The organism is Streptomyces sp. NPDC048479 (assembly GCF_040651435.1).
Classification (GTDB): domain Bacteria; phylum Actinomycetota; class Actinomycetes; order Streptomycetales; family Streptomycetaceae; genus Streptomyces.
Genome location: NZ_JBEZKA010000019.1, coordinates 1 through 19,032 on the forward strand (window position 1 = coordinate 1; position 19,032 = coordinate 19,032).

At 69.6% G+C, this 19,032-nt stretch carries 17 protein-coding genes and 1 pseudogene; 8 read left to right on the forward strand and 10 right to left on the reverse strand.

Features of this window, described 5'->3' with window-relative positions; translation table 11 throughout:
• Window positions 1-101 precede the first annotated feature (101 nt).
• Entirely contained in the window at window positions 102-1,676 is a 1,575-nt protein-coding gene (locus AB0D12_RS26720; RefSeq protein ID WP_362687771.1) for a S8 family peptidase, read from the reverse strand.
• A 192-nt stretch (window positions 1,677-1,868) separates the two neighbouring features.
• Here AB0D12_RS26720 and AB0D12_RS26725 point away from each other — a divergent pair, with 192 nt between their 5' ends.
• Window positions 1,869-2,978 carry a threonine synthase gene (locus AB0D12_RS26725; RefSeq protein ID WP_362687774.1) on the forward strand — a complete coding sequence of 370 codons (1,110 nt, stop codon included), beginning with the start codon at window positions 1,869-1,871 and terminating at the stop codon, window positions 2,976-2,978.
• Here the strand turns inward: AB0D12_RS26725 and AB0D12_RS26730 are convergent.
• From AB0D12_RS26730 to AB0D12_RS26745, 4 genes are all read right to left on the reverse strand, one after another.
• On the reverse strand, window positions 2,963-3,094 hold the full coding sequence (locus tag AB0D12_RS26730) for a hypothetical protein (protein WP_362687777.1): 132 nt from the start codon (window positions 3,092-3,094) through the stop codon (window positions 2,963-2,965). The genes AB0D12_RS26725 and AB0D12_RS26730 overlap by 16 nt on opposite strands.
• A gap of 151 nt (window positions 3,095-3,245) precedes the next feature.
• A complete protein-coding gene (locus tag AB0D12_RS26735) occupies window positions 3,246-3,695 on the reverse strand; it encodes a helix-turn-helix domain-containing protein (protein WP_362687780.1) in 450 nt (149 codons plus the stop codon).
• A 74-nt stretch (window positions 3,696-3,769) separates the two neighbouring features.
• The gene (locus AB0D12_RS26740) at window positions 3,770-4,933 is read right to left on the reverse strand and encodes a thiolase family protein (protein ID WP_362687783.1); all 1,164 of its coding nucleotides are present in this window, start codon (window positions 4,931-4,933) and stop codon (window positions 3,770-3,772) included.
• 121 nt (window positions 4,934-5,054) lie between these two features.
• Entirely contained in the window at window positions 5,055-6,014 is a 960-nt protein-coding gene (locus tag AB0D12_RS26745; protein WP_362687785.1) for a helix-turn-helix domain-containing protein, read from the reverse strand.
• Window positions 6,015-6,132: 118 nt separating this feature from the next.
• On the opposite strand from AB0D12_RS26745, the gene AB0D12_RS26750 reads away from it, so the two are divergent.
• From AB0D12_RS26750 to AB0D12_RS26765, 4 genes are all read left to right on the forward strand, one after another.
• Window positions 6,133-6,429 (forward strand): antibiotic biosynthesis monooxygenase, encoded by a 297-nt coding sequence (locus AB0D12_RS26750; protein WP_362687788.1) that lies wholly within the window; start codon window positions 6,133-6,135, stop codon window positions 6,427-6,429.
• Window positions 6,430-6,509: 80 nt separating this feature from the next.
• A complete protein-coding gene (locus AB0D12_RS26755; RefSeq protein WP_362687791.1) occupies window positions 6,510-7,049 on the forward strand; it encodes a PaaI family thioesterase in 540 nt (179 codons plus the stop codon).
• A 17-nt stretch (window positions 7,050-7,066) separates the two neighbouring features.
• Entirely contained in the window at window positions 7,067-7,384 is a 318-nt protein-coding gene (locus AB0D12_RS26760; RefSeq protein WP_362687794.1) for a DUF4326 domain-containing protein, read from the forward strand.
• A 342-nt stretch (window positions 7,385-7,726) separates the two neighbouring features.
• Window positions 7,727-8,296 carry a carbonic anhydrase gene (locus AB0D12_RS26765; protein WP_362687796.1) on the forward strand — a complete coding sequence of 190 codons (570 nt, stop codon included), beginning with the start codon at window positions 7,727-7,729 and terminating at the stop codon, window positions 8,294-8,296.
• A 41-nt stretch (window positions 8,297-8,337) separates the two neighbouring features.
• Here the strand turns inward: AB0D12_RS26765 and rph are convergent, their stop codons facing one another.
• Window positions 8,338-10,950 carry a rifamycin-inactivating phosphotransferase gene (gene rph / locus AB0D12_RS26770; protein ID WP_362687799.1) on the reverse strand — a complete coding sequence of 871 codons (2,613 nt, stop codon included), beginning with the start codon at window positions 10,948-10,950 and terminating at the stop codon, window positions 8,338-8,340.
• Window positions 10,951-11,720: 770 nt separating this feature from the next.
• Between rph and AB0D12_RS26775 the strand changes: the two are divergent.
• Window positions 11,721-11,840: pseudogene (locus AB0D12_RS26775) on the forward strand (hypothetical protein); the annotation flags it as partial.
• 77 nt (window positions 11,841-11,917) lie between these two features.
• On the opposite strand, the gene AB0D12_RS26780 reads toward AB0D12_RS26775, so the two are convergent.
• Both AB0D12_RS26780 and ychF read right to left on the reverse strand, forming a co-directional pair.
• Window positions 11,918-13,354, reverse strand: coding sequence for a DUF234 domain-containing protein (locus tag AB0D12_RS26780; protein WP_362687802.1), 1,437 nt, complete (start codon window positions 13,352-13,354; stop codon window positions 11,918-11,920).
• A 245-nt stretch (window positions 13,355-13,599) separates the two neighbouring features.
• Window positions 13,600-14,688, reverse strand: a complete 1,089-nt coding sequence (ychF, locus tag AB0D12_RS26785) for a redox-regulated ATPase YchF (RefSeq protein WP_362687805.1) — start codon at window positions 14,686-14,688, stop codon at window positions 13,600-13,602.
• Between the two features lie 185 nt (window positions 14,689-14,873).
• Here ychF and AB0D12_RS26790 point away from each other — a divergent pair, with 185 nt between their 5' ends.
• Window positions 14,874-15,458, forward strand: coding sequence for a DUF6542 domain-containing protein (locus tag AB0D12_RS26790; protein ID WP_362688218.1), 585 nt, complete (start codon window positions 14,874-14,876; stop codon window positions 15,456-15,458).
• A 311-nt stretch (window positions 15,459-15,769) separates the two neighbouring features.
• Here AB0D12_RS26790 and ppgK read toward each other — a convergent pair whose 3' ends face one another.
• Complete coding sequence (gene ppgK, locus AB0D12_RS26795; protein ID WP_362687808.1) at window positions 15,770-16,510, reverse strand: polyphosphate--glucose phosphotransferase; 741 nt, start codon at window positions 16,508-16,510, stop codon at window positions 15,770-15,772.
• A gap of 66 nt (window positions 16,511-16,576) precedes the next feature.
• On the reverse strand, window positions 16,577-17,569 hold the full coding sequence (locus tag AB0D12_RS26800; RefSeq protein WP_362687810.1) for a 4-hydroxy-3-methylbut-2-enyl diphosphate reductase: 993 nt from the start codon (window positions 17,567-17,569) through the stop codon (window positions 16,577-16,579).
• A 78-nt stretch (window positions 17,570-17,647) separates the two neighbouring features.
• Between AB0D12_RS26800 and AB0D12_RS26805 the strand changes: the two genes are divergently transcribed.
• Entirely contained in the window at window positions 17,648-19,009 is a 1,362-nt protein-coding gene (locus tag AB0D12_RS26805; RefSeq protein WP_362687813.1) for an APC family permease, read from the forward strand.
• Window positions 19,010-19,032 lie beyond the last annotated feature (23 nt).

The following is a 19,032-nucleotide window of genomic DNA, read 5'->3' on the forward strand; positions in this document are numbered from 1 at the left end:
TCGGCCGCCCCCACCAGGCTGTTGTGGTCGAGCGTGCAGGCGAGGATCGGCACACCGCCGCCGCCCCCTCCCGCTCACTCAGAGACCAGACCTGAGGGAGCTCAGAACTGCAGAGCCCAGGAGTCGATCTTGCCGACGTCCTGCGCCGCGTTGTCACTGACCCGCAGCTTCCAGGCGCCGTTCGCGACCTCCGACGACGCGTTCACCGTGTACGTGGTGATCACGTTGTCCGCGCTGCCGCCGGTCCCGTACGCCTTCAGGTTGTAGACCGTCCCGTCCGGAGCGACCAGGTCGATCTTCAGGTCACCGATGTACGTGTGCTTGATGTCGACCGGCACGCTCAGGTTCGCCGGCGCGTTCCCGGTGACCCCGCCGACGGTGACCGGCGACTCGGTGGTGGCGTTGTCGCTGATCGCGTAGTCCGCGGTGTTCTCGAACTTCTTGCCGGGCGGCGGGGTGTCGCCGGTGCCGACGTACAGCAGGCGGTTCGGCGAGCCGGTGCCCGGGCTGCCGACCACGCCGCTCGTGGCGGCGGAGGCCAGGGCCGCGGAGACCTGGGCCGGGGTCGCCGCCTTGTTGGCCGCCAGGTAGAGCGCGGCCGCGCCGGTGACGTGCGGCGTCGCCATCGAGGTGCCCGAGATGGTGTTCGTCGCGGTGTCGCTGGTGTTCCAGGCCGAGGTGATCGACGAGCCCGGCGCGAAGATGTCCAGCGCGCTGCCGTAGTTGGAGAAGCTGGAGCGGGCGTCGGTGCTGGTCGTGGAGCCGACGGTGATGGCCTCGGCCACGCGCGCGGGCGAGTAGTCGGAGGCGTTCGCTCCGTCGTTGCCCGCCGCGACCGCGTAGGTGACGCCGGAGGCGATGGAGTTGCGCACCGCGGTGTCGAGGGCGGTGTCGATGCCGCCGCCCAGGCTCATATTGGCGACGGCCGGCTTGACGGCGTTCTGCGTCACCCAGTCGATGCCGGCGACGACCTGCTCGGTCGTGCCCGAGCCCGAGTTGTCGAGCACACGGACGCCGACGACCTTGGCCTTCTTGGCCACGCCGTACGAGGATCCGGCGACATTGGCGGCGACATGCGTGCCGTGGCCGTTGCCGTCCTGCGCGGTGTTGTCGTTGTCGATGGCGTCATAGCCGTACGACGCCCGGCCGCCGAAGTCGCTGTGCGTGATCCGTACACCGGTGTCGATGATGTACGCCGTCACCCCCTCGCCCGCGGTGTCCGGGTAGGTGTAACTCTGGTTCAGCGGCAGGGCCTTCTGATCGATCCGGTCCAGGCCCCAGGACGGCGGGCTGGGCTGGGTGCCGGTCGCCTTGAAGACGCGGTTCTGCACCACGGACTCAACAGCCGGGTCCGCGGCGAACTTCTTGGCCTGCGCCTCGGACAGCTCGACGGCGTAGCCGTTCAGCGCGGCGTCGTACGTCTTCTTGATCTTCGCGCCGTACTCCTGCGCAAGTGCCTTGCCCGCCTTGGAGCCTGCGTCGGGCGCGGACTCGTCGAGGGTGACGATGTAGCTGCCCGCGATGGCTCCGGGAGCGCCGGCGTTCTGGATTACGCCTTCCGGAGCCGCCTCGACCGCGATGGCGGGGAGAGCGGACGCCGTGCCGAGCGCGAGCGCGGCGACGGCTATGGCGCTTGCCGCAGCGAGTCTTCGCCGCGAGTTACGCATCACAGACATGTGAGGGGTCCTCCTCATTGGTGGTGCGCTGCTGTGGGGGATTGCGGCAGGAGCATGACAACGAATCGCAGCTGAATCCGCAGTGTCCTTGTCTCGCCTGCCGAGCGAAAGATTGGCGGATCCATAGGAATCCCACAAGAGTCAGGAGGGCGTCTTAGCACCTGCGCAACACAACTGCCATGCTGACGAATCATGACCTCGTATCACTGCCCCGACTGCGATACCGTCTCCCCCGTCGAGGCGGCCGGCTGGTGCTGCCCCGACTGCCGCGGCCCGTGGGACCTGAACTTCACCGCCTCGCCCGTCGACCTGAACTCCCTTCCGGGCCGGGTCAATTCACTGTGGCGGTACGAGGAGGCGCTGCCGCTCTCCGCGCCCGCCGCCACCTCACTCGGCGAGGGCCGCACCCCGCTCGTCCCGCTCACCGCCACCGTCTCCGCCAAGCTCGACTTCCTGATGCCGACGCTCTCCTTCAAGGACCGCGGCGCGGTGATGCTGGCGGAGCTCGCCCGGGGTCTCTCTCCCCGGCGCGTGATCGCCGACAGCAGCGGTAACGCGGGCACGGCCGTCGCCGCGTACTGCGCACGGGCGGGTCTCGACTGCACGGTGTACGTCCCCGAGGCCACCTCCGCCAAGAAGGTGGAGCAGATCCGGGCGCACGGCGCGCACCTCGAACTCGTCCCGGGCGACCGCGAAGCCACCGCCGTGGCCGCCCGCGCCGCCGCCGGCGCACCCGGCACCTTCTACGCGAGCCACGTCTACAACCCGTACTTCCTGCACGGCACGAAGACCTACGTCTACGAGCTGTGGGAGGAGCTCGGCGGCCGGCTCCCCGAGGCGATCGTCGTCCCCGTCGGCAACGGCACACTCCTCCTCGGCGCGTCGCTCGCCCTCGCCGAACTCCACATGCACGGCCTGATCTCCGAGCGCCCCGCCCTGATCGCCGTCCAGGCCGAGGCCGTCTCCCCGCTGGCAGCGGCCTTTCACGCCGGCGCCGAGGAACTCCTCGACGAGAAGGTGGAGTTCGGGCCCACGCTCGCCGAGGGCATCGCCATCCCGCGTCCGCCGCACGCCCGCCAGATCCTGCGGGCCGTACGCGAAACCGGCGGGACTTTTCTCACGGTGACGGAGGATCAGATCCGCGCCGCGCAGCTCGATCTGGCCACCCGCGGTCTCTTCGTCGAGTCGACCGGGGTGGCCTGCTGGGCCGCCGCGGGCGGCTGGACCGACCGCACCGCCGTCGTCCCGCTCTGCGGCGCGGGCCTCAAGACCGGCCTCGCGCCCGGTCAGTCCGTCCAGTAGGTGTCGTGCTTGATGAAGAACTCCGCCCGGTCCTGTGGCGACCACTCGGCGGCGACCTCGGCGACCTTCTCGAAGTACTCCTCGCGCGGCGCGCCCGGCGTGAACAGCAGCAGCATCGAGGCGGGCGCGTCCGCTGACGTCCGAGGTGATCTCGGCGCTGGATCCGCGGCTGAGTCCGGGCCGCACACCGGCCGATCTCGCCGAGGACATCGCGTCCATCGGCTATCCGCAGGCACTGCCCGCGAACTGATCCGACGAGCAGAGGATTCAGTCGGCGGTCAGGGCTCCGCGGCCGGTCGGCGAGTGCGCACCCTTGCGTGCCGGCTCGCCGCAGTGCGCGCAGATGACCACCGGATCGAGGGTCTCGCCGCACGAGTGCTGCCAGGTCACCGGCGGATCCTCGGGGTTGAGATGCCGGTCGCCCCACTTCATGAGCGTGAGGAGTACGTCGCCGAGCTCCTGGCCGGCGAGGGTCAGGTGATACTCGTAGCGCGGCGGGTGTGCGTTGTACTGCTCGCGCCGGACGGCGCCCGCCGCCTCCAGCTTGCGCAGCCGGGCCGTGAGGATGTCGCGGGACGCCCCGGTGTTGCGGACGATCTGGTCGAAGCGGCGGACGCCATGGCTGAGTTCGCGTACGGCGAGCAGCGTCCAGCGCTCGCCGACCAGGTCGAGCGCGTCGGCGATGGAGCACTCTCTGGGATGGATGCTCTTCGACATGCGGCTCATCCTAGAACGGTAAGTTGCGTATTCAATCGTTCCGGACAAGAGCGCGACCACCGCCGCCATCGCTGTCAGAGGCGCTCGATGATCGTGGCGTTGGCCAGCCCTCCCGCCTCGCACATCGTCTGCAGCCCGTACCGCCCGCCGCGGTCCTCCAGGTTGTGCAGCAGGGTCGTCATGATGCGCGCCCCGCTGCCGCCCAGTGGATGACCGATGGAGATCGCGCCGCCGCGCACATTGAGCCGGTCCGCCTCGACGCCGGTCTCCCGCTGCCAGGCGAGCACCACCGACGCGAACGCCTCGTTCACCTCGTACAGATCGATGTCGCCAGTGGTCAGCCCCGCCCTGGCCAGTACCTTCTCGGTGGCCGGCATGATCGCCGTGAGCATCAGCAGCGGATCGTCCCCGGCAACCGCGAACGAGTGGAACCGCGCGCGTGGCCGCAGCCCGAGCCGCTCCGCCACATCGGCACCCATGATCAGCAGTGCCGCCGCGCCGTCGTTGACCGGCGAGCTGTTGCCCGCCGTGACGCGCCAGCCGATCTCAGGGAACCGCTCTTCCATGGCCGGGTCGTAGTACGCGGGCTTGAGCCCCGCGAGCGCCTCGGTCGATGTGCCGGGCCGTACGTTCTCGTCCCGCTGTCCGGTCCAGGCGACCTCCCGGTCGAACTCCCCGCGCTCCCAGGCACCCGCGGCACGCCGGTGCGACTCCAGCGCGAAGGCGTCCAGCTCCTCCCGCGAGATCTTCCAGCGCGCCGCGATCAGCTCCGCGCTGATCCCCTGGCCGACCAGCCCCTGCGGATACCGCTCGCCGAGCCGCCGCCCGAACGGGTCGCTGCCCGGCAGCACATTGGAGCCCATCGGCACCCGGGACATCGACTCGACGCCGCAGGCGATCGCGATGTCGTAGGCCCCGCTGATCACACCCTGCGCCGCGATGTGCGCGGCCTGCTGGGACGAGCCGCACTGCCGGTCCACGGTCATGCCCGGCACGCTCTCGGGGAAGCCGGCGGCCAGCACCGCATGGCGGGTGATGTTGAGCGACTGGTCCCCGACCTGGGTCACGCAGCCGCCGATGACGTCGTCGACGAGTACGGGATCGATCCCGGCCCGCTCGACGAGCGCCGCGAGTGTGCGGGCGAGCAGGTCCACGGGGCGCTCTTCGTGCAGCGCTCCTCCCCGCTTGCCCTTGCCCATGGGCGTACGAACCGCCTCGACGATCACCGCGTCCCGCATCACGACAGCCTCCTCAGCTCCCGGCGTCAGTCTGATTTTCAAACTGACCGACTCAACCCTGCCGCGCAGGGAGAGAGTTGTCAATTCCAACTGAGGATTGTTGTCGTCGCCGTACAGCTGTTCAGCGACTGCGCAGAGCGCCCGCCGTGCTGCCCGTCCGCTCACGCAGCAGGATCCGCAGGGTGTTCGCGTGCTCGTAGCCGACCTTGCGGGCGATGGAGGCCAGGGACATGTCGGTCGTCCGCAGCAGGTGCGAGGCCTGTTCGACCCGCAGGTCCTGGACGAAGCGCACGGGAGACGTGCCGAGTACGCGGCGCAGGGTCCGCTGGAGGGTGCGTTCGCTCACCCCCACCGAACGCGCCGCCGCACTGACGCTGATCGGCTCCTCCAGATGCAGCCTGGCCCAGCGTTCGAAGGCGGCGACGACCGGATCGCTCTGGGCGAGCGCGCTCGGGATGGTGTACGCCGACTGGGACGGCCGTTCGTCGACGACCAGATAGCGGGCGACAAGATCGGCCAGCGCCGGGCTGCTCATCCGGACGACCGCCAGCGCGAGGTCGACGTGCCCGAAGGCCGCGCCGGCCGTCGTCACGCCGTCCGATGCGGTCACCATCCGGGTCTCGTCGAGGGTGACCGCCGGATAACGCTTCCGGAAGACCGGCGCCAGCCACCAGCTGGTGGTCGCCTTCCGCCCGTCGAGCACCCCCGCCTCGGCCAGCAGAAAGGTGCCCGTACAGGCCGAGGCGAGGGGTGTGCCGCGCCCGCGCGCATCGGCCACGAGACTCCGTACGGCTGCCGATGCGGGTCCCGAGACATGAGCGAGAAGCGCGTCGGGCCGCCGCTCGGCGAGGGCCGGCACTATCAGCAGGTCCGCCCGCTCGGCCCCTGCCGCCGGCTCGGTGATGACGAGGTGGCCCGCGCCGGTGCGGACCCGGCGGCGGAAGCCGACGGTCCTCACCCGCCAGGCGGGCGGCGGCAGGGGAAGCTCGTCCCGCATCGCGTTGGCCCCGTCGAGCACATCGAGAATCGCCGAGAGCCCTGAGTCGAATACGCCGTCGTACGCCAGCACTGCCACATCCATGGCGGAAACGGTATCGGACACGCCGTTTGCGCCACTGGAAGAGCCCTGATCGCGGCCATAGCTTTGTGGACGTCCCGCTTGATCGGGACGCCAACGACGACGTACGGAGTGACACGCGATGAACATCGGACTGCTGGCCAGGATCGAAGCCAAGCCGGAGTACGCCGACGAGGTCGAGGCCCTGTTGCGCGGGGCGCTGCAGCTCGCCCGCGAAGAGGAGCACACGGTCACCTGGTTCGCGTTCCGGGAGAGCGCCAAGGTCTTCGGGGTCTTCGACACGTTCGAGAACGAGGAGGGACGGGCCGGCCATCTGCAGGGCCGGATCGCCGCGGCGCTGATGGAAGCGGCGGAGACGATGCTGAGCTCGGCCCCTGACATCCGCCCTGTGGACCTGCTGGCAGCCAAGCTCCCCTGACCGCAACGCACGGTGCCCGCGGACCACGTGTTGCGCGGCCCGCGGGCACCCTGCCCGCACCACCACCGAGGAGACCGAGGATGACCCGGCCCACCAGCCCACCGTCAGCAGACGCCACTGCCGCGCGCCACTCACGTACCCACACCTGGGCACCGCCGACGAGCTACGCCGACGCCGGCCCGCACTCAGGCCTCGAACTGCTCCGGCGCAGCCTCGAGGGCCACTACCCGCAAGCGCCGATCTGCGGGACTCTCGGCTTCCACCTCGTGGAGGCCGACGAGGGCCGCGCCGTCTTCGAGGGCGAGCCCGGGGAGCATCTGCTCAACCCGATGGGCAGCGTCCACGGCGGTTTTCTGGCCACACTGCTCGACTCGGCCCTCGGCAGCGCGGTCATGACAACGCTGCCGCCCGGCCGCGCGTACACCACCATCCAGCTCGGGGTGAATCTTGTGCGCCCGGTGTTCGCCGACACGCAGACCCTGCGCTGTGAAGGCACTGTCATCCACGCCGGCCGTACGACGGCGACCGCCGAGGCACGGGTGGTCGGCGCCGCCGACGCCAAGCTGTACGCGCATGCCACCACGACCTGCGCGGTCTTCACCTGGCGGGACACGGCCTGAACCGGAGGATCCAGCACATGAAGCGGACGACGGTCGTCAACCTCAAGGGCCATCGCGACGACCCCGACTACGCGGACGTCGTGTACGTGGGCCGCGCCATGCACCGCGGCGGCTGGCACCTCGACGGCTCCCCCCTGGCGAGCCCGTTCCGCCCCGGCCCCGACGGCACCCGCCAAGAGGTCCTCGAGAAGTACCGCACCCACCTGCTGTCCCGCCCGGACCTCCTCGCGCTCCTCCCCGCCCTGCGCGGCCACAGACTCGGCTGCTGGTGCGCACCGGAACGCTGCCACGCCGAGGTCATCGCGGAACTGGCGGACGAGACCGGCGGCCCCTAGGAACGCGAAGCATCCAAACAGCCTGCCGCCGATGTGGGACAGCCCCCGTCCTGTGGGCCGTCGGTGGCAAAGCAGCCCTCGCCCCCTTGCGCCTGCCGTCGGGCTCCCCCACCGCGCTGAACAATCGCCCTGGTCAAGACGTATGGACGCGTCTCAGTGGACTGAGGGGAACGATCGATGGACAGAGCGGGACATCCGGATCGCAGAACTCTGCTCGCCGGCGGACTTGGGTTCGCCATGGTCACGCTTGCGGGGTGCTCATCGACGAGCGCCGCTCCGTCGGCGACCAGCGCTTCGCCGGAAGCGCGGCCGGCCACGCCCGCCGCGGCATTCGCGAGACTGATGGACGGCAACAAGCGCTGGGTGAGCGGAGATCTTCGACACCCCGACCGGGATCCGGACCGGCGCCAGTTCGTAGCCGAGAAGCAGGAACCCTTCGGGGCGATCCTCTCGTGCATCGACTCCCGGGTGCCGCCTGAACTCCTCTTCGACACCGGGCTGGGCGACCTTTACGTGATGCGCACGGGCGGGGAGGCGGTCGGCCCGGTGGTCACGGGTTCCGTGGAGTACGGACCCATGACGAGTGGCACTCCGCTCATCGTGGTCCTCGGGCATCAGCGTTGCGGCGCCGTCGAGGCGGCGTACAAGTCCATCCGTGACGGCAAACCGCTGCCCGGCAACCTGGAGGCGATCGCCAAGGCTCTGCGGCCGGCGTACGAGCAGGCAGTCCGGGAAGGCGGTGCCGACCCGGTCGAGACCATGGCCCGTGCCCAGGTCAAGCTGACCGCGGACGACCTGCGCTCCAACCAGGATCTGGCCCCACTCGTGGAAAAGGGCGCCCTTGCCGTGGTCGGCGCCTACTACTCGCTCGACACCGGCAAGGTGGAAGTCCTGACCGGCGCGCCTTCCTGACCGGTCGGACGAGACGGATGTGAGCAGAGAGCCCCGCCTTGTCAAGGCAGGATCTCGACGTACCCGTCGGTTCCGTGTACGCGGATCCGCTGCCCGTCCCGGATCAGCCGGGTGGCCTGCTCCACGCCCACGACAGCCGGCAGGCCGTACTCCCGGGCGATCACCGCGCCATGGGTCATCAGGCCGCCCACCTCCGTCACCAGGCCTGCGATTCCGACGAACAGTGGCGACCAGCTGGGATCCGTGAAGGCCGTGACCAGGATGTCGCCCGCTTCGAGATCGGCCTCCGCCATGTCGAGGATGACCCGGGCCCTTCCCTCGATGGTCCCGGCGGAGACCGGTACGCCGATCAGGGCGCCGTCCGGCACGTCGTCGCGCCGGTACGCCCCGGTGACGGCCTCACCATCCGAGGTGAGCACCCGGGGCGGTGTGAGTGCGTGGTACGACCGGAACGCGTCCTTGCGCTCCTTGATGAGCCGGTCATCCACCTGGTTCGAGCGCACGACGTCGTGGAGTTCCTGGAACGTGAGGTAGAAGATGTCCTCCTTCTCAGGAAGCACGTCGGCCTGCACGAGGCGCTCGGCCTCCTCCAACAGGGCCTGCTTGTAGACGAAGTAGCGGCTGACGATGCCGTACTTCGGGTACTCCCGGTACCCGATGAAGGTTCTGACCCGGTCGATCATCCGCTTGGCCTCGTCGGCTTTCTGGTCCCCGTCCGGCAGGGCCCGCAAGCGGGACAGCACGTCCTGTTCCTTCTGCTGCGCCTTCTGCCGCCCTTGCTCGAAGCGCCGCTCGGCGGCGCCCGGCCCGAAGTTCCTGACGTTGTCGAGGATCACGGGCACGAGCGTGGTGGGGCGCTCGCGCCAACGTGGCCTCGTGATGTCGATCTCGCCGACGCAGCGCATGCCGTACCGGTCGAGGTAGGCCTCGATGGCGTCGCGCGCTTCGGTCCCGCCCGCGACTTTCGCCAGCTCGTCGAGGAAGCCGGCGTCGTCGAGGTTCTCGACGCCCTGCAGGAACGCCACCACCTCCGGCCGCGGGCGGATCACGTCCGCGACGTCGAGCAGCGCCAGTCCCATCTCCGACGTGATGTTGTCGGGGGCGGACAGGGTCAGCGTGTCAGCCGCGTTCTTCTCGCCCAGCCACTCCTGCAGCTGGTCGTTGAGCCACCACGTGGCCTCCATCCCCGCCATGATCGCCTGAATGCTCAGCGGATCACTGAGGACCCGCTTGTGCTCCTCGAAGGCCTCCAGCAAAAAGTCGAACAGCGCCGGTCCGGTCTTCGTCCGGACGTCGCGCTCCAGGGCGGCGATGGACACCTGGCTGCGCTCGATCAGCTCGTTGACGATGGCCGGATCGGTCTTGATCGGGGCGGGCGCACCGCCGGCCGGCGGCCCGCCGGGGCCCGCGTCCGGGAGCGACGGGACGAAATCGTCGCGGTCGAGGACGGTCTCCAGAGCGTTCCTGATCAGCGGATCGCCCTTCCCCGTGGCGTCCAGGAGGCCGGCGCGGCTCGCGGGCGAGGCCAGGCGCCGGGTGACGTCGACGAACAGCCTCCCTCCGGCCTCGTGCATCGGCACCATGGCCGTCAACTGCCACATGGAGAACCCCAGGGGCTTCATGGGGTCGGTCATCATCTGCCCATGACCAACGGAGACGTAGACGTGATTCTCCTGGTCGTCGATCTCGGGGACGGGGAACAGCGTCGTGATCGGCCGGCTCTGAACGATCTGGAAGTCATCGTCGACCAGGCACCATTCGATGTCCTGCGGGCGGCCGAAGTGCGCTTCGATCCGCCGCCCGAGCTGCACGAGCCGCACGGCCTGAGCGTCCGTCAGCGCCGGCTGCTCCTGCCGCTGCGAGTCGACCGCCACTTCCTGCGTACCGCCGGCCGGCAGGGCGTGAACTGCGCGCTGTTTGGCGGCGATCGCCTTGACGACGACTTCGCCGTTTCGCACCTTGAAGACGTCCGGGTTCACGAGGCCGGAGACCAGGGCCTCGCCCAGGCCGAAGCCGGCGTCCACGGTGGCGACCTTCCGGTTGCCCGTGACGGGGTCGGCCGTGAACAGGATGCCGGCCGCATGCGGGAAGACCATCTGCTGCACGACCACGGCCATGTGGACCGTACGGTGGTCGATGCCGTTCCGCCGGCGGTACGTCACGGCCCGCTCGGTGAAGAGCGAGGCCCAGCACCGGCTGACGTGCTGGAGGATCGCCGTCGGCCCCATGACGTTCAAATAGGTGTCCTGCTGGCCGGCGAAGGAGGCCGTGGGCAGGTCCTCTGCCGTCGCGCTGGATCGGACGGCGTAGGCGGCCTGCTCGCCGAGCTCGCCTCGCCGGCCGAGCGCGCGGGTGATCGCCGCCGCGAGATCGTCCGGGATGGCGATCCCTTCGATGGTCCGGCGGATCTCCGCGCTGAGCGTGCGGATCGCCTCCCGGTCGTCCGGGTTCAGGCGCGCCAACTGATCGAGCCGCTCGTCGATCGACGCTTCCGCCATGATCCGCCGGAAGGCGTCCGTCGTCACGCAGAAGCCGGCCGGCACGCGGATGCCTTCGATCCGCGACAGCGCGCCCAGGTGCGCGCCCTTGCCACCGACGACCGCGACCTGCGTCTCGCCAACCTCTTGAAGATCCAACACGTACTGCTCACTCATCGCGACACCTCTGAGGCAGCCGTGTTCCGTTCTACTGCGGTGGCCGATCGAATTACCGGCACCTCCCACTCCGTCGAACCTCTTGCCGAGCACGTCCTCATCCCTGGTTGCATTCCCTCTGACGAGTCGGCCGGCCGCTCCGCCCAGTCGTGCGGCGCGCACCCCCACACCTCCGCGCCGAGCACATGCAACTGCACTGCCGGTCCCACCACTGGTTCGACGTCACCGCATCCCCCATACGTCGACAACAACACACGCACGTCGTGCCCCCATTTCCGCAGGTTGTGGCATCGGCCGACGATTCTGCGCCGTGACCCGGGTCTTGCGGCAAGCCCCCCAGCGCGCTATACGTTGAGAGTGGCAAGGAGAGAGCTCTCCTTGCCTTTGCCTTTGCCGTCCAATGGACTAACAAGCTCGCGAAGCGGTGGCGCGCCGCGTACGGGTACGCGTCGTCGGCCCAGGCGGATGTCCCATCGGCCTACGGATGCAGCCGCGGAACCAGACGTTCTTTCCCTTGTCGGCAAGGCTCGAACGTCGAGCGCGCCGCCATCTCCCGGAGGTCGTCGCGCCACGCGAGTGCTGGGCCAAGCTCGCCAAACGGACGCTTGACGGTCGCCGTAGCTCAAATCGGCCGGCACCCAAGCGAACGGCCCCACGCCACCCCGCCCAGATCGTGGCCCGGCTGTCCGGAGAGTGGAACCCGGCGCCCACCCGACGCGACAACACAACCAGCCGATCGTGTGGCGGGTCGTCGGGGACTCGGCGCCGCGATGATCAGGCCAGGGACCCTGTCGACCATCGCGGCCGCCTTCCCCGCGGGGCAACGCGCCGAGGAGGTCATCGAACTACGCCGGTTGTCCGGCAGCCCCGACTACTTCGTGCGCGTGGCAGTCGCCGGCCTGACCAACTACGAGACCTTCCTCAGCCAGCGCGTCATAACCATCCCCCAGGGCAAGCGCCCTGCTGGTCACTGCCAGGCGCGTACGAGGTCCTCCGGACCCCAGTGGGCCGCGAGCGGCAGGCCGTCGGCGAGACCACTGCGTGAGACCGCGACCAGAGGGGTGTCCGTTCCCGCGCCCGGCACAGCGAGCATGTCGCGGACCAGGGCGTCGTAGTCGTGGCGGTCGAAGGGCCGGTCCTCCAGCCACTTGATGGAGCCGAGGAAGTGCACCTGCCCGGCCACCGGCTCCCGGTCGGCGCCGATCAGGTCGATCTCGGGGTTGTTCTGCCGGTTCCACCAGCCGCCGACCGCTTCGGTGTCCGGCCACGCCTCGGCGGGCAGCAGCCTCAGCAGCGACTCGCGGACGATCGGCTCTACCGCCCGCCCTCGCCAGCTGCTCCAGCCGCGTTCGATGCGTTCCAGCGCCAGGTCGCCTCGGCCGCGTTCGATCAGCGGCAGGCTGCGCTGCAGAAAGGCCAGCCAAAATCGCAGATACGGGTCGGCGATGCGATAACGCTTGTTCTTGCGGTCGGGTTTGGCCGACAGCGGGAGGTCGGCGGCCAGCACTCGCTTGTCCAGCAGCATGTTCAGCAGCGGGGTCAGCACCCCGGAGGGCAACGCACCCGCGCCGCCGGCTTGAGCGGCGATCGTAGAGAATGTCCGCTCCCCGCTGCCGACAGCCCCCAGCACCGCCCGGGCGTGGGACGCCTCGGGGAACTCACCCAACAGCGACAGCTCGCCCGCCACCAGCAACGGTGAGAGCGGGCGAGCCACCGCCTCGGCCAGGAAGTCGGTACGGCTCATCCCCGGCCGCCAGGACTGGACGATCTCTGGATACCCCCCAGTGATCAGCAGGGCATCCACCGCCTCTGCCGCGCCCAGCCCGGTGGCGGTCCGCACATCCCCCAGGTGCAGCGGATTGACGGTCATCTTCGTCGCCCGCCCGAAGAACGGGCGGCCGTATGACTGCAGCGCCTCCATCACCGAGATATCGCTGCCGACCAGGATCAGCAACAAGGGTTTGGCGGACAGGTGCCGGTCCCAGACCGTCTGCAGCGCACCCTCGAACTCTCGGTCCTGCTCCACCAGCCACGGCACCTCGTCGATCACCACGACGCTTGGGGTGTCGTCGGGCAGTGCGACGGCCAGGGACCGCAGCGCCTGGTTCCAGTCGCCCGCCTGCAGCCCTGCCACCAGCTCCGCCCCGGGTAGCGGCGACTGCGCGAGCGTGGCGGCGAAATCCGCCCGCTCGGCCACAGGGTTGCGGCCTCGCGTGGCCTGGAAGACCACGTACGGCAGCCCGGATCGATCGCAGAACTCCTGAGCCAGCCGCGACTTCCCCACCCGCCGCCGCCCAGTCATGATCACAGCCTGACCGCGCGTGGTCCCCGCCCCCCGGGCAACCAGACCAAGCTGGCGGCCCAACCGCTCCAGGTCCAGCGCCCTGCCCTTGAAGATGCTCACCGGCCCACCCCTCGCCTCCGCAAACGTAGGTTCGATATTACGTAGAATAAATCTACGTTTAGCCTAGCGCGGTCGGCGCACGTCACGGGCCCATTCAAGGGCGAGAGTGAGAGGTGATGGCATGTCAGGCATCCCGGCACCATCCCAGCACGGGAAAGAGCCAGGGGGCCCGACTCCGAAGAGTGGGGCCCCCTGACCTGCACGTTTGACAGAATGCGCCATCAAGCGACGTGGTGGAAATGCGCCTAAACGTTGAAGCGGAACTCCACCACGTCGCCGTCCTGCATCACGTAGTCCTTGCCCTCCATACGCGCCTTGCCCTTGGCGCGGGCCTCCGCCACCGAGCCCGTCTCGACCAGGTCCTCGAACGAGATGACCTCGGCCTTGATGAAGCCCTTCTGGAAGTCGGTGTGGATCACACCGGCCGCCTCGGGAGCCGTCGCGCCCTTCTTGATCGTCCAGGCGCGGGTCTCCTTCGGGCCCGCCGTCAGGTACGTCTGGAGGCCCAGCGTGTCGAAGCCGACGCGGCCCAGCGTGGCCAGGCCCGGCTCCTCCTGGCCCATCGACTGGAGGAGTTCGAGCGCCTCGTCGTCGTCGAGCTCGATCAGTTCGGACTCGATCTTGGCGTTGAGGAAGATCGCCTCGGCCGGGGCCACCAGCGCGCGCTGGTCGTTCTTGAAGTCCTCGTCGACCAGCTCGTCCTCGTCGACGTTGAAGACGTAGAGGAAGGGCTTGCTGGTGAGGAGGTGCAGCTCGTGGAGGAGCCTGCCCTTCTCGGTGCCGGCGGTGATGCCCGCGTGGAAGAGCGTGGTGCCCTCCTCGAGGATCTTCTGGGCCTCCTCGACCGCTGCCAGGACCGCGACCTTCTCCTTCTGGAGGCGGGACTCCTTCGTCAAGCGCGGGATCGCCTTCTCGACCGACTGGAGGTCCGCGAGGATGAGCTCGGTGTGGATCGTCTCGATGTCGTCCTTCGGCGAGACCTTGCCGTCGACGTGCACGACGTTCTCGTCCTTGAAGGCGCGGATGACCTGGCAGATCGCGTCGGACTCACGGATGTTCGCCAGGAACTTGTTGCCCAGGCCCTCTCCCTCGCTCGCGCCGCGCACGATGCCGGCGATGTCGACGAAGTCGACCGTGGCCGGGAGGATCCGCTGCGAGCCGAAGATCTCGGCGAGCGTGGCGAGGCGGGTGTCCGGGACGCCGACGACGCCGACGTTCGGCTCGATGGTGGCGAACGGGTAGTTGGCCGCCAGCACGTCGTTCTTGGTCAGGGCGTTGAACAGGGTCGACTTGCCGACATTCGGCAGACCGACGATTCCGATCGTGAGCGACACGTTGGCGACTTCCTGGAGTAAGGACTGGCAGATGGCCGTACGGCCCGGAGGCGGGCCGATTCCCCAGTTTACGGGCGGGTCGAGCCGGGCATCGACGGCAGTCGGGAGTCGAACTCAACGCCAAGGTCGGCCAAAGGGCGTGTCCCGTGCCTGATTCCTCCCACATCGCGACCTACGTTGTCCAGGTGGAGCAGCACAGGACAGGTCACCCTCAGCGCCGACAGCGCCCGCAGGCCCCTCTTTCCCAGCAAGCCCCTCTCTCCCCGCAGGGCGCGCTCGCCGAGGGCACCCCCGCCGTGTACCGGGTGGCGGCACGGCCCGCGCGCCCCGTGCCGCCGGTTGTGCTCGCGCTGCGCAGACTGCCCAAGCCCCGGCTCACCGGGCTCGGCGGCGGGCTGTTCGCCGCCGCGACGATGTTCGCGCTCGGCCTTCTGGACTGGCTGCTCTTCGACGGCTCCGCCGTGGTGTTCGGGCTGCTGTTCCTGCCCGTCAGCGCGCTGACCGCGCTCTGGGTGCGGGAGGCCGACCTGGTCACCGCGCCGATCAGCGTGCCGATCGCCTTCGCGGTCGGCATCGTGCCGATCTCCGGCGGGACCGGGGGCTTCGGCGGGCAGACGATGGCCCTGGTCACCGCGCTCGCGGTGCACGCCGGCTGGCTGTACGGCGGCACGCTGGTCGCCGGGCTCATCACCTGCGTACGGAAGGTGCGGATGATGGGGCGCCGACAGCGGCGCGGGCGGCCGGGCGGCGGCCCCGGCCGGCGCGGCTGAGCCGCAAGCACGGGTGTGCACGGGGGCCCATCGCCCGCACCGGCTGAGCCGCAAGGACGGGGTGCGCCCTCGCCCGGGCCCGGCTGAGGCGCGCGTACGAGGTACGCGCGGCTCCCGCTCGTACCGGCTGAGCCGGGAGGACGGGGTTCGCCCTCGCCCGGGCCGGCAGAGGCGCGCGTACGAGGTACGCGCGGCTCCCGCCCGGACCCGCTGAGGCGCGAGGACGGGGTGCGTGCCTGCGCGCCCGTACCGGCTGAGGTGCCCCCGGCCCGGCGGGCCCCCGCCCGTACCGGCTGAGGCCCGCCGCCCCGCTACCTGCCCGCCGCCGCCATCGCCGCGCCCACGATCCCCGCATTGTTCTGCAGTTCCGCCGGGACGATCTCTGCCCTGATGCCCTCGATCAGCGGCACGAACTTGTCCGCCTTACGGCTCACACCGCCGCCGATGATGTACAGCTCCGGCGAGAACAGCATCTCCACATGGGCCAGATACTTCTGCACCCGGTGCGCCCAGCGTTGCCAGCTCAGGCCCTCGTCATCCTTGACCTTCGTGGAGGCGTGCTTCTCGGCGTCGTGGCCGTGCAGCTCGAGGTGGCCCAGTTCGGTGTTCGGGACCAGCCGGCCGTCGATGAAGACCGCGCTGCCGATGCCCGTACCGAAGGTCAGCAGGATCACCGTCCCCTTGCGGCCGCGGCCCGCCCCGAACGTCATCTCCGCGACGCCCGCCGCGTCCGCGTCGTTCAGGATCGTCACCGGCAGGCCACCGAGGCGCTCGCCGAGCAGCTTCGAGGCGTCCACGTCGACCCAGCCCTTGTCCACATTGGCCGCAGTGCGGGTGACGCCGCTCGTGACGACGCCGGGGAAGGTGATGCCTACCGGGCCCGACCAGCTGAAATTCGCGATCACCTCGGCGACGCCGTCCGCCACGGCTGCGGGCGTCGATGGGTGTGGGGTCAGGACTTTGTGGCGCTCCTGCGCCAGGTCGCCGCGCTCAAGATCCACAGGTGCGCCCTTGATGCCGGAACCGCCGATGTCCACTCCGAACACGTTCATGGACACAACGTTACGGGCAGCGGCTGACAGTCACTTGTCGGACTGCTGATCGGGACGCTGCTCGGACTACTGTCCCGACAGCTCTGCCGCCTCCGCGCGCAGATCGCGGCGGAGTTCCTTCGGCAGCGAGAAGGTGATGGACTCCTCGGCCGCCTTGACGATCTCGACATCCTCGAAACCGCGCTGCGACAGCCACTCCAGTACGCCCTCGACCAGGACCTCGGGCACCGAGGCACCGGAAGTGACGCCGACCGTCGAGACGCCGTCCAGCCAGGCCTCTTCGATCTCCGAGGCGTAGTCCACCAGATGCGCGTCGCGCGCGCCCGCGCCCAGCGCCACCTCGACCAGCCGGACGGAGTTCGAGGAGTTCTTCGAGCCGACGACGATGACCAGGTCCGCCTCGGCGCCCATCTGCTTGACCGCGATCTGGCGGTTCTGCGTGGCGTAGCAGATGTCGTCGCTCGGCGGGGAGATCAGCTGCGGGAACTTCGTCTTGAGTGCGTCGACCGTCTCCATCGTCTCGTCGACCGAAAGCGTGGTCTGGGAGAGCCAGACGACTTTCGACTCGTCCCGTACGGAGACGTTCGCGACATCCTCGGGGCCGTCCACGAGCGTGATGTGTTCGGGGGCCTCGCCGGACGTACCGATGACTTCCTCGTGGCCGTCGTGCCCGATCAGCAGGATGTCGTAGTCCTCGTCGGCGAACCGGACGGCTTCCTTGTGGACCTTGGTCACCAGCGGGCAGGTCGCGTCGATGGTCGCGAGCTTGCGCTCGGCGGCCTCCTCGTGGACGACCGGGGCCACGCCGTGCGCCGAGAACATGACGATCGACCCCTCGGGGACCTCCGCCGTCTCCTCGACGAAGATCGCACCCTTCTTCTCAAGGGTCTGTACGACGTACTTGTTGTGGACGATCTCGTGGCGGACGTAGATCGGCGACCCGTACTGCTCCAGGGCCTTCTCCACGGCGATCACGGCACGGTCCACGCCCGCGCAGTAGCCACGGGGAGCGGCGAGCAGGACGCGTCGGGCAGGAGTCGTAGCAGTCATGCCCCCCATCGTAAGGCCGCGTCGAGAAGGCCAGAGATCACCCTCAGGGGGAAGACTGAGGCCGGACGCGAGCGACGGAGGGACGCGATGGCGGCAGCTGAAGGGTCCGACACGGGGGACGGCACCGACGGCGGGCTGCGGCGCACGCTCGGATTCCGGCATCTCCTCGTCTACGGTCTGCTCTTCATCGCACCCATGGCGCCGGTCGGAGTGTTCGGCACGCTCGACGCGAAGTCGCACGGGGCCGTGGCGCTCGTCTATGTGGTCGCGACGATCGCGATGGCGTTCACCGCCTTCAGTTACGCGCTGATGGTGCGGGTCGCGCCGCAGGCCGGCTCGGTCTACACGTATGCGCGCAAGGGGCTCGGCGATGCGCCGGGGTTCATCGCCGGGTGGATGGCGATGCTCGACTATCTGCTGATCCCGGCCGTCGCGTATCTCTTCTCCGGGATCGCGATGGAGACGCTGGTCCCGGAGGTGGACCGGTGGGTGTGGACCGGGATCGCCGTGGTGGTCACCACGCTGCTGAATCTGTCGGGCGTACGGGCGGCGGCCCGGGTCGGCTTCGCGGTGCTGGCGATGGAGATCGTGGTGCTGCTGGTGTTCATGGTGTCGGCCGTCGTGACGCTCGCGCAGGACGGGGCGCGGCGCGACTGGCTGTCGCCGCTGACCGGTGACACGGGCTTCTCGATGACGGCGGTGTTCAGCGCGGTGTCGGTGGCGGTGCTGTCGTATCTCGGCTTCGACGCGATCGCCTCGTTCGCGGAGGAGGTGACGGGCGGCTCGCGGAAGGTGGCCAGGGCGGTGCTGTTCTGTCTGGCGCTGGCGGGTGGGCTGTTCGTGGCGCAGACGTATCTGGTGGCGCTGCTTGAGCCGCTGTCGTCGGCGGAGCTGGCGGCCGAGCCGGTCAAACAGGGTTCGGCCTTCTACGACGCGGTGGACGCCTCGGTCGGGGGCTGGCTGCACGACCTGGTCGCGGCGAGCAAGGCGATCGGGGCGGCGTTCGCGGCGCTGGCCGGGCAGGCGGCGGCGGGCCGGCTGCTCTTCGCGATGGCGCGGGACCGTCGGCTGCCGCGCGTGCTTTCGCGTACGGATTCGGGTGTGCCACGGCTTGCGCTGCTGCTGGCCGCGGCCGTCACGATGGTGGCCGCGGTGTGGGCGGCGCGGCGCGGCGACGGTCTGGATCATCTGGTGTCGGTGGTCGACATCGGCGCCTTGACCGCCTTCACGCTGCTGCACGCGTCGGTGATCGGCTGGTTCGTGGTGAAGCGGAGTGATGGCACCCCCGACTGGTTGCGGCATCTGGTGATGCCGGCGCTGGGCGCGGCGGTGACGGTCGCGGTGATCGTGGCGGCGGCCGGGGCGGCGCAGGTGGTGGGTGTGCTGTGGCTGGGGGTGGGGCTGATCGTGCTCGCGGTGCAGTGGGAGCGGCACGGTTCCTCGGCGTAGCTCGCGCCGAGGGACGTTGTCGT

What these genes read in the sequence shown, in the direction of transcription:
- AB0D12_RS26805 (WP_362687813.1), top strand. Translation starts at nt 17,648, where the DNA reads ATGGCGGCAGCTGAAGGGTCCGACACGGGGGACGGCACCGACGGCGGG.
- AB0D12_RS26760 (WP_362687794.1), top strand. Translation starts at nt 7,067, where the DNA reads ATGAAGCGGACGACGGTCGTCAACCTCAAGGGCCATCGCGACGACCCC.
- AB0D12_RS26720 (WP_362687771.1), bottom strand. Translation starts at nt 1,676, where the DNA reads ATGTCTGTGATGCGTAACTCGCGGCGAAGACTCGCTGCGGCAAGCGCC.
- ppgK (WP_362687808.1), bottom strand. Translation starts at nt 16,510, where the DNA reads ATGAACGTGTTCGGAGTGGACATCGGCGGTTCCGGCATCAAGGGCGCA.
- AB0D12_RS26800 (WP_362687810.1), bottom strand. Translation starts at nt 17,569, where the DNA reads ATGGGGGGCATGACTGCTACGACTCCTGCCCGACGCGTCCTGCTCGCC.
- AB0D12_RS26745 (WP_362687785.1), bottom strand. Translation starts at nt 6,014, where the DNA reads ATGGATGTGGCAGTGCTGGCGTACGACGGCGTATTCGACTCAGGGCTC.
- AB0D12_RS26725 (WP_362687774.1), top strand. Translation starts at nt 1,869, where the DNA reads ATGACCTCGTATCACTGCCCCGACTGCGATACCGTCTCCCCCGTCGAG.
- AB0D12_RS26765 (WP_362687796.1), top strand. Translation starts at nt 7,727, where the DNA reads ATGGACGGCAACAAGCGCTGGGTGAGCGGAGATCTTCGACACCCCGAC.
- AB0D12_RS26750 (WP_362687788.1), top strand. Translation starts at nt 6,133, where the DNA reads ATGAACATCGGACTGCTGGCCAGGATCGAAGCCAAGCCGGAGTACGCC.
- rph (WP_362687799.1), bottom strand. Translation starts at nt 10,950, where the DNA reads ATGAGTGAGCAGTACGTGTTGGATCTTCAAGAGGTTGGCGAGACGCAG.
- AB0D12_RS26730 (WP_362687777.1), bottom strand. Translation starts at nt 3,094, where the DNA reads ATGCTGCTGCTGTTCACGCCGGGCGCGCCGCGCGAGGAGTACTTCGAG.
- AB0D12_RS26735 (WP_362687780.1), bottom strand. Translation starts at nt 3,695, where the DNA reads ATGTCGAAGAGCATCCATCCCAGAGAGTGCTCCATCGCCGACGCGCTC.
- AB0D12_RS26755 (WP_362687791.1), top strand. Translation starts at nt 6,510, where the DNA reads ATGACCCGGCCCACCAGCCCACCGTCAGCAGACGCCACTGCCGCGCGC.
- AB0D12_RS26740 (WP_362687783.1), bottom strand. Translation starts at nt 4,933, where the DNA reads ATGCGGGACGCGGTGATCGTCGAGGCGGTTCGTACGCCCATGGGCAAG.